A 7261-nucleotide genomic window follows, 5' to 3' on the forward strand; every position below is an offset into this window, starting at 1 on the left:
AAGTCCCGGCTCCGGTTTGGCTTCTTTCTCCGCGACCATGCCTTTACGCAAGAGATCGATCGCCTTGCCCGACAGACTTTGGCCGCCCTTGCGCGCCGCGTGTTCAATTTCGCGCTTCAAGGGTTCGGGAATATCTCTGATCAACATATCGCCCATGGATGCCTCCAAGATTTGATATCTCTGATATCACCCCCGGAGTCATTGATCAACAAGAGTTCCGCCCCTTCACCCAGCCACTCAAAACGGTCCATTAAGTCTACACCAACTGTTCAGGCGTATGCTTCGCGGATCTGTCCTGGGAGCTTCATATGCAGCGCGCTCAAAATCCCTTGGGGAAACGCAGGAAGCCAATAGCTGAATACAAATCGGTCGAAGAACGATACGAGAAAGGCGAATTGTCGAGGCGAAGAGAGAGCAATTTCGCCATTTATAACACCCTGCTAATGATGGTGTTAGCCGTGGTTGTCTCTCTGGTGCTGATCATCTCGCCAGAATCTCGCGCGCTTGCATTAGAGATCGGTGCAAAAGCGTTCGAGCTTGGCAGGGATTGGGTTTTGCGTGGCGTGCTCGAATGATCCCTATCCCGCCAGCTTGCCCGGCGCCTTGTCCCTGGCGAGCTTCTTGAATTTCTTCACCACCATGTCGCGCTTCAGCTTCGAGATGTGGTCGATGAACAGGACGCCATTGAGGTGGTCGATCTCATGCTGCAGGCAGGTCGCCATCAGGCCTTCGGCCTCCATATCCTGCAATTTGCCGTCGCGGTCGAGATACTTGACCCGCACAGCGGCCGGGCGTTCGACCTCGGCGTAATAATCCGGGATCGACAGGCAGCCTTCCTCGTAGACGGAGCGCGCATCTGCGCTCTCCAGGATTTCCGGATTGATGAAGACATGCGGCGCCGGCGTCTCGTCTTCCTTGGCCAGATCGATCACCAGTAAGCGCAGCGGTTCGCCGATCTGGATCGCCGCCAGCCCGATACCCGGCGCGTCATACATGGTCGCCAGCATGTCGTCGGCTAATCTGCGCAAAGACGCGTCGACACGCTCCACGGGCTTGGAAACCTGGCGCAGGATGGGGTCGGGAAGGATGATGAGCGGCTTGATCGACATGGCGTTCCACCTAAGACCTCCAGAGAAAAGCGTCAACCGGTAGGCTGGAGGCTCGTTCACGTTTTGATCTGTGCCGGCAGCGCGAATCGTTTATGCTGTCCACATGAATGATTTGAGCACCATCCTTTCCGAACCTGTCGCCCGGCTTGGCGCCACAACCGTCACGCTCGGCCATGCGCTGGCCTTCGGCGCTTTGCTGTTTCTGGCCCTGTTCGTGGCGCTGGTCATTGCGCTGTGGCGGTCGGCGAAGGCGCGCGCCGTCGCGGCTGCGGAAGCCGCCGATCATGCCCGCGATGCGGAAGTGCGGATGGCCGGCATTCTGCAAAGCCAGGCCGAAATGCAGGGTCGTATGGGCGCCATCGCCGAAGTGTTCGGCGCACGGCAGGCGGAGCTGACGCAATCGATCGGCCAGCGCCTCGACGCCATGACCGGCCGGCTCGGCCAGACCATGACCGAGCAGACCAAATCCACGCATGAGAGTCTGGCCAAATTGCAGGAGCGGCTGGCCATCATCGATGTCGCGCAGGGCAACATCCAGTCGCTCGCCGGCCAGGTGGTGCAGCTGCAGGCGATCCTCTCCAATAAGCAGACGCGCGGCGCCTTCGGCCAGTCGCGCATGGAGGCGATCGTCGCCGACGGCCTGCCGCACGGCGCCTATGAATTCCAGGCGACGCTGTCGAACGGCAGCCGTCCTGACTGCCTAGTGAAGATGCCGAACGGCGCACCGTCGCTGGCCATCGACGCCAAGTTTCCGCTCGAAGCCTGGAATGCCATCCGCGCCGCCGACGGCGCCGACCTGCAGAAGGCCGCCTCGCAGGCCTTCCGCCGCGACATCGAGATCCATGTCCGCGATATCTCGGAAAAATACCTGATCCAGGGCGAGACGCAGGACACCGCCTTCATGTTCGTGCCGTCGGAATCGGTGTTCGCCGAGATCCACGAGAATTTCGAGGCGATCGTCCACAAGGCGCACCGTGCCCGCATCGTCATCGTCTCGCCGTCGCTGCTGATGCTGTCGATCCAGGTCATCCAGGCGATCCTCAAGGATGCCCGCATGCGCGAACAGGCGCACCTGATTCAGGGCGAAGTCATCCGGCTGATGGAGGATGTCGCGCGCGTCGACGAGCGGGTGCGCAAGCTGCAGGTGCATTTCGGTCAGTCGGCCAAGGACATCGACGACATCCTGGTTTCGACGTCGAAGGTCACCAAGCGCGGCCAGAAGATCGAGGCACTGGAATTCGGCGCGCAGCCCGCCGGCGATGCCGCCGCGGACGCAGCGTCACGGGCTCCCGCCGCGAAGGTCGATACTGGCGCGCGCGTTGCCGATTCGAAAACCGGGCAGCTCAGGCTGAGGGTCGTCGAAGGCGACGATTGAGGCGCGGCGCCGGACCGGCGCTACTGCTCTTCCTTGGTCGTCATACCCGGGAATTCCGGCAACCAGGGCAGCGCCGAGCGGTGCCAGCTTTGCCGTCTCGGGACTAACTGTTCACGTTGTCGCGCCGTGCCGACCCGGATGCCATAAACCTTCGGCCCGTCGCCAACCGATGTCGCGTAGAGATGCGAGCCGCACTCGCCGCAAAAGCCCTGCGCGCGCTTGTCGCCGCTCGATCCTATCTTGATATAGACCTTTGGCGCACCCTTGGTGATCCGGTAGTGGCCTTCCGGCGCGCCCACGGTCACGCGAAAAGCCGTTCCGGTCAGTTGTTGGCAATCGGTGCAGTGGCAGATTCCGGTGTTCTCCGGGTCGACCTCCGCCTCGTAGGTGATGGCGCCACAATGGCAGCCGCCGTCGATTTTCATCTTCGCTCCTCCAAACTCCCTTTAATCCTAGCGGGTCAAGGCAGCCAGGCAATGGCGCGGCGCTAGTCCAGAGCCGGATCGGATGCGGTGTCGATCAGCTTGCGCCGCTTCTCCCAGGTGCCTGCCGTCTGTGGCTTGACGAACAGCCGTGTGATCTCCGGCATCTCCTTCTTCAGCTGCGCCTCCAGGCGCTCGACGCAAGCTTCGATCTCGGGCGCCGTCAAATGGTCCTCGAACTCGATGCTCAGGCCGGCGACAATCTCTGCCGGCCCCATATGGACGGTCAGGACGCCGTTCGCCCGCTGCACCGCCTGATCCTGCTGGGCGATCGCCAGCACCTTCATCTGCACCTCGGGCGATGCCGGCTCGCCGATCAGCAGGCCCTTGCTTTCGCGGGCCAGGAAGATCGCCGTCGCGCCCAGGATCAGCCCAATGCCGATCGAGGCGGCGCCGTCGAGTTCTGGCATTTCCAGAACTTCCGCCGCCAGGATGCCGGCGAACGCGACGATCAGGCCGAGAAGCGCTGCACTGTCCTCGAACAGCACGGTGTAGACGCTCGGGTCCTTGCTCGACTGCACCGCCCGCAGCCAACCCTGCTTGCCCTTCTGCTGGCGGAACTCCTTCAGCGCTACCCACCACGAACTGCCTTCGAACAGGAAGGAAAGGCCGAGCACGATGTAGGTCACCTCGGCGTTGGCGACCGGCTCCGGCGCCATCATATGGGTCACGCCTTCGTAGAACGACACGCCGGCGCCCAGCGCGAAGACGAGGAGCGCGACGATGAAGCTCCAGAAGTAGAGTTCGCGGCCGTGACCGAGCGGATGCGTCCGGTCGGCCGGGCGGGCGGCGCGGTGCATGCCGTAGAGCAGCAGGCCGCCATTGCCGGTATCGACCAGCGAATGCACGCCCTCCGACAGCATCGCCGAACTGCCGGTGAAGGCGGCGGCGGCGAACTTGGTCAGCGCGATGGCGAAATTGCCGGCGAGCGCCGCGTAGATCACCTTTTTTGAGCCGCCGTGCCCGGCCATGGCATTTGTTCCCATTCAAGGCGCAGTCTAGCGGCCAGGCCGCTAAAGCTCCACAGGCATCACACCGCGCGAATGTCGGGTCGTCCAAGCCAGCGGTCATGAGAGATCGGCCTATGGAAAACGGCGACTACTCGACGATCTCGCTGGTCCACACCTTGAAGCCGGCAAGCGTTCCCGGGCCGAATATATGGGTCAGCGGCACGTCGGCGGCGTCGCGGCCGGAGGCGATCAGGATGCGGCCGATGCGCGGTGCATTGTTGCGCGGGTCGAAGACATGCCAGCGGCCGCCGAGATAGACTTCCATCCAGGCGCAGAAATCCATGCTCGCCCATGGTTTCGGCATACCGATGTCGCTGATGTAGCCGGTGCAATAGCGCGTTGGGATGTTGAGCGCCCGGCAGAAGGTGACCGCGAGATGCGCGTAGTCTCGGCACACGCCGCTCTGTTCGCGATACGCTTCCGCGGCGGTGCGTGTCGGCCGAGCATTGCCGTAGTTGAAGACGATGTGGTTGTGGACGAAGTCGCAGACCGCCTGCACGCGCGGAATGCCCAGCGGCGTGTTGCCGAACAGCCGCCACGCTTCATCAGCCAGAAGGTCGCTTTCGCAAAAACGGCTGGGCAGCAGGAACAGCAGCGTGTCCGCCGGCAGGTCGCGAACCTCGTGCTGCCAGGCCATCAGATCGCCCATCTCGAAAGTGCCGGGATCGCGGATCACCGCGTCGGTGCCGAAGGTGAAACGCCCGGGCGGCGCGACGAACCGGTTGCACCAATTGCCGAAACTGTCGCGATAGCTTTCGATCGGCACCGGCGGGTTGGAAATCAGGAAATCCGGCCGCTCGAGATCGGAGGCACGCGAATAATGCACATTCAGCATCGCGATGAGCGGCGTTTCCTGCGGAAAGTCGAAGCTCATCTCGCAGCCGATGTGGATTCGCATTGTCGTCCTGACGGCCTGCCTGACGATCACCCGGCGAAGCTCGGGTCGATGCTGCAGTGCGAAAATGACCATCGCACGGACCGTCATGGTTTACGAGCAAATTAGAAACCGGTTGAAAGCGATCCGGCGACGCCGGCAACGGTCGCTAACCCCTTGCGGTCGGGCGGTTCTCTTGTTTCACTTGGCGTCCCACATCAGGAGGAACGAATCATGGCTAAAGGTGCGATGAAGGCAGGCAAGGAAGCCCGCAAGCCGAAGAAGGACGCCAAGAAGCCCGCTCCGGCTCCCGCGCTGAAGGCGCCGCCGGTCAAGGCGATGAAGCTCAAGGACAAGTAGGTCCGGCGATCCACTTCGCAATAAGGGTTACGGCCGGCGACACTGTTGCCGGCCGCTGTTGATCGAGCGCTCGAAATTCCTATATTGGCATGGCGGGGACGACCTCGCGCTTCCCCAAAATCCGGACGGGACGACCCGCCATTGTTTGACTGATCGTCGGACGCCGAAATCACCTTTCGGTCCGATGCTCTGATGGAGCGTTGTCGATGTCGTGGATTCTTCTCTTTTTCGCCGGCCTGTTCGAGATCGGCTGGGCAATCGGCCTCAAATACACAGATGGCTTCTCGAAGCTGGTGCCGACCGTACTGACCGTTGCCTCGATGGTCGTCAGCCTCACTCTGCTCGGCCTGGCGCTGAAGGCGCTGCCCGTTGGCACCGCCTATGCGGTGTGGACCGGCATCGGCACCGTCGGTACGGCACTGCTCGGCATCTGGCTGCTCGGCGAACCAGCCACCGCGATCAGGCTGGCCTGCATCGCGCTCATCGTCTGCGGCATCATGGGGCTGAAGTTCGCCGCCTGACGGTCTTTTGGTTTGCGCATGTCGTCCTCCCAGAACCGGGACCAATATTTGGGCGACGGACAAACACCTTCAGGGCCGCTGTGAGGCGACCCTGATTGTCGAAGCTGGCTGCTTCGGTAATCCTGAGGCTAGCGGGCGGAGAAGCCCGGCGGCGTCCTGCCGGTGCGCTGCTTGCGTGCCGCATAACGCGCGTCACGCTTGGCCTTGCGTTCGGCTTCGTCGGCCAGAAAACGGGCGATGCGCTCGTTCTCTTCGGATTCCCGAATCTTGGCCTCAGCCTGTGCAGCTTCCTCGGCGGCGATACGTGCCGCTTCGGCTGCTGCCTCGCGCTCGGCCTTCTCGACCGCTTCGCGTGCCAGCTTCTCCTGCTTCAGCCGAGCCTTTTCAGCCTCGCGGATTTCGCGGGCCGCAAGGATCGCCTTGCGTTCAGCCTGCCGTGCCAGCACAGCAGGATCATCCGCCGCCGGCTTTGCCTTGAAGCGCTCGAGGAGCGCCTTCTTTGCCTCGTTTGCGGCATTGCGCCGCTCGAAAACGTCTTTTTCCCTGTAGATAGCCAAGTCCACTTCCCTGAAGTCAATTCGCGACGCTTACATACGCGCGAAAACCGAGAGTTCAAGCGCCAAAACGGCATGGCAGCCATGAAATTGTCGGCTGTTGCACTCGGGAGACGCCTTTGGAGCAATTTCAGGGAAAGTGTGAAACGGTTTTCCGGGAAAAGCGCGCAGCGCTTTCCCTTGGGAATTGCGACGAAGAGATTGAACCGAAAACGACATGCACTGTTCACCGTCGCGCCTCTGGCGGCGAGGTTGGCGGATGGCTACGTCTAGCGGCAAATTCCAACACCAGGACGACATTAGATGGAACTCGGTCTCTACACCTTCGCCGACGTCAGCCCGCAGCCGGGCCCCGGCGCCATCGGCCCGCATGAGCGGCTGCGCAACCTGATCGAGGAGGTCGAGCTGGCCGATCAGGTGGGCCTCGACGTCTTCGGCCTCGGCGAGCATCACCGGCCCGACTATGCCGCCTCCGCACCGGTCGTGGCCTTGGCCGCGGCCGCCGAGCGCTCGAAGCGCATCAAGCTGACCAGTGCCGTCACCGTTCTGTCTTCCGATGACCCGGTGCGCGTGTTCCAGCAGTTCGCAACGCTCGACCTTCTGTCGGGCGGCCGCGCCGAGATCATGGCCGGACGCGGCTCGTTCATCGAATCCTTCCCGCTGTTCGGTTACAACCTCGAGGACTATGACGAGCTGTTCGCCGAAAAGCTCGATCTGCTGCTTGCCATCCGCGACAGCGTGAAGGTCACCTGGTCCGGCAATCTGCGCGCGCCGATCAACGATCGCGGCGTTTATCCCCGGCCGTTCCAGGACAGGCTACCGGTCTGGATCGCCACTGGCGGCACGCCGCAGTCTGCCGCCCGCGCTGGCGCGCTCGGCCTGCCGCTGGCGCTCGCCATTATCGGCGGCGAGCCGGCACGTTTCGCGCCGCTGTTCGATCTCTACCGTGAGGCCGCCAAGCGCGCCGGCGCGGGCG

10 protein-coding genes are annotated in these 7261 nt (G+C 62.7%); 5 read left to right on the plus strand and 5 right to left on the minus strand.

All coding sequences use genetic code 11. From position 1 onward, the window contains the following. The first annotated feature begins 308 nt into the window (after positions 1–308). The gene (locus EN750_RS11245) at positions 309–575 is read left to right on the plus strand and encodes a hypothetical protein (protein ID WP_127396468.1); all 267 of its coding nucleotides are present in this window, start codon (positions 309–311) and stop codon (positions 573–575) included. 3 nt (positions 576–578) lie between these two features. On the opposite strand, the gene def is transcribed toward EN750_RS11245, so the two are convergent. Continuing rightward, positions 579–1109 carry a peptide deformylase gene (def, locus tag EN750_RS11250; protein WP_127396469.1) on the minus strand — a complete coding sequence of 177 codons (531 nt, stop codon included), beginning with the start codon at positions 1107–1109 and terminating at the stop codon, positions 579–581. Positions 1110–1212: 103 nt separating this feature from the next. On the opposite strand from def, the gene EN750_RS11255 reads away from it, so the two are divergent. Continuing rightward, on the plus strand, positions 1213–2484 hold the full coding sequence (locus EN750_RS11255; RefSeq protein WP_127396470.1) for a DNA recombination protein RmuC: 1272 nt from the start codon (positions 1213–1215) through the stop codon (positions 2482–2484). A 20-nt stretch (positions 2485–2504) separates the two neighbouring features. On the opposite strand, the gene EN750_RS11260 is transcribed toward EN750_RS11255, so the two are convergent. The 3 genes from EN750_RS11260 to EN750_RS11275 form a co-directional block, all read right to left on the minus strand. Then, positions 2505–2909: a GFA family protein gene (locus tag EN750_RS11260; RefSeq protein ID WP_127396471.1), complete on the minus strand. Its 405-nt coding sequence runs from the start codon at positions 2907–2909 to the stop codon at positions 2505–2507. A 62-nt stretch (positions 2910–2971) separates the two neighbouring features. Then, complete coding sequence (locus EN750_RS11270) at positions 2972–3937, minus strand: cation diffusion facilitator family transporter (protein WP_127396472.1); 966 nt, start codon at positions 3935–3937, stop codon at positions 2972–2974. Between the two features lie 127 nt (positions 3938–4064). Beyond that, positions 4065–4874, minus strand: a complete 810-nt coding sequence (locus tag EN750_RS11275; protein ID WP_027040094.1) for a transglutaminase family protein — start codon at positions 4872–4874, stop codon at positions 4065–4067. Positions 4875–5084: 210 nt separating this feature from the next. On the opposite strand from EN750_RS11275, the gene EN750_RS41470 reads away from it, so the two are divergent. Then, positions 5085–5210 carry a hypothetical protein gene (locus EN750_RS41470; protein ID WP_013528464.1) on the plus strand — a complete coding sequence of 42 codons (126 nt, stop codon included), beginning with the start codon at positions 5085–5087 and terminating at the stop codon, positions 5208–5210. A gap of 206 nt (positions 5211–5416) precedes the next feature. Then, positions 5417–5731 (plus strand): quaternary ammonium compound efflux SMR transporter SugE, encoded by a 315-nt coding sequence (gene sugE / locus EN750_RS11285; protein WP_013528463.1) that lies wholly within the window; start codon positions 5417–5419, stop codon positions 5729–5731. A 128-nt stretch (positions 5732–5859) separates the two neighbouring features. Here sugE and EN750_RS11290 read toward each other — a convergent pair whose 3' ends face one another. Then, positions 5860–6288: a DUF6481 family protein gene (locus EN750_RS11290; RefSeq protein ID WP_023761392.1), complete on the minus strand. Its 429-nt coding sequence runs from the start codon at positions 6286–6288 to the stop codon at positions 5860–5862. A gap of 300 nt (positions 6289–6588) precedes the next feature. Between EN750_RS11290 and EN750_RS11295 the strand changes: the two genes are divergently transcribed. Next, a partial coding sequence (locus EN750_RS11295) for an LLM class flavin-dependent oxidoreductase (protein WP_127396473.1) occupies positions 6589–7261 on the plus strand: 673 nt, incomplete at its 3' end.

The organism is Mesorhizobium sp. M7A.F.Ca.ET.027.03.2.1, assembly GCF_003999175.1.
Classification (GTDB): Bacteria; Pseudomonadota; Alphaproteobacteria; order Rhizobiales; family Rhizobiaceae; genus Mesorhizobium.

What these genes read in the sequence shown, in the direction of transcription:
- EN750_RS11245 (WP_127396468.1), top strand. Translation starts at nt 309, where the DNA reads ATGCAGCGCGCTCAAAATCCCTTGGGGAAACGCAGGAAGCCAATAGCT.
- def (WP_127396469.1), bottom strand. Translation starts at nt 1,109, where the DNA reads ATGTCGATCAAGCCGCTCATCATCCTTCCCGACCCCATCCTGCGCCAG.
- EN750_RS11255 (WP_127396470.1), top strand. Translation starts at nt 1,213, where the DNA reads ATGAATGATTTGAGCACCATCCTTTCCGAACCTGTCGCCCGGCTTGGC.
- EN750_RS11260 (WP_127396471.1), bottom strand. Translation starts at nt 2,909, where the DNA reads ATGAAAATCGACGGCGGCTGCCATTGTGGCGCCATCACCTACGAGGCG.
- EN750_RS11270 (WP_127396472.1), bottom strand. Translation starts at nt 3,937, where the DNA reads ATGGCCGGGCACGGCGGCTCAAAAAAGGTGATCTACGCGGCGCTCGCC.
- EN750_RS11275 (WP_027040094.1), bottom strand. Translation starts at nt 4,874, where the DNA reads ATGCGAATCCACATCGGCTGCGAGATGAGCTTCGACTTTCCGCAGGAA.
- EN750_RS41470 (WP_013528464.1), top strand. Translation starts at nt 5,085, where the DNA reads ATGGCTAAAGGTGCGATGAAGGCAGGCAAGGAAGCCCGCAAGCCGAAG.
- sugE (WP_013528463.1), top strand. Translation starts at nt 5,417, where the DNA reads ATGTCGTGGATTCTTCTCTTTTTCGCCGGCCTGTTCGAGATCGGCTGG.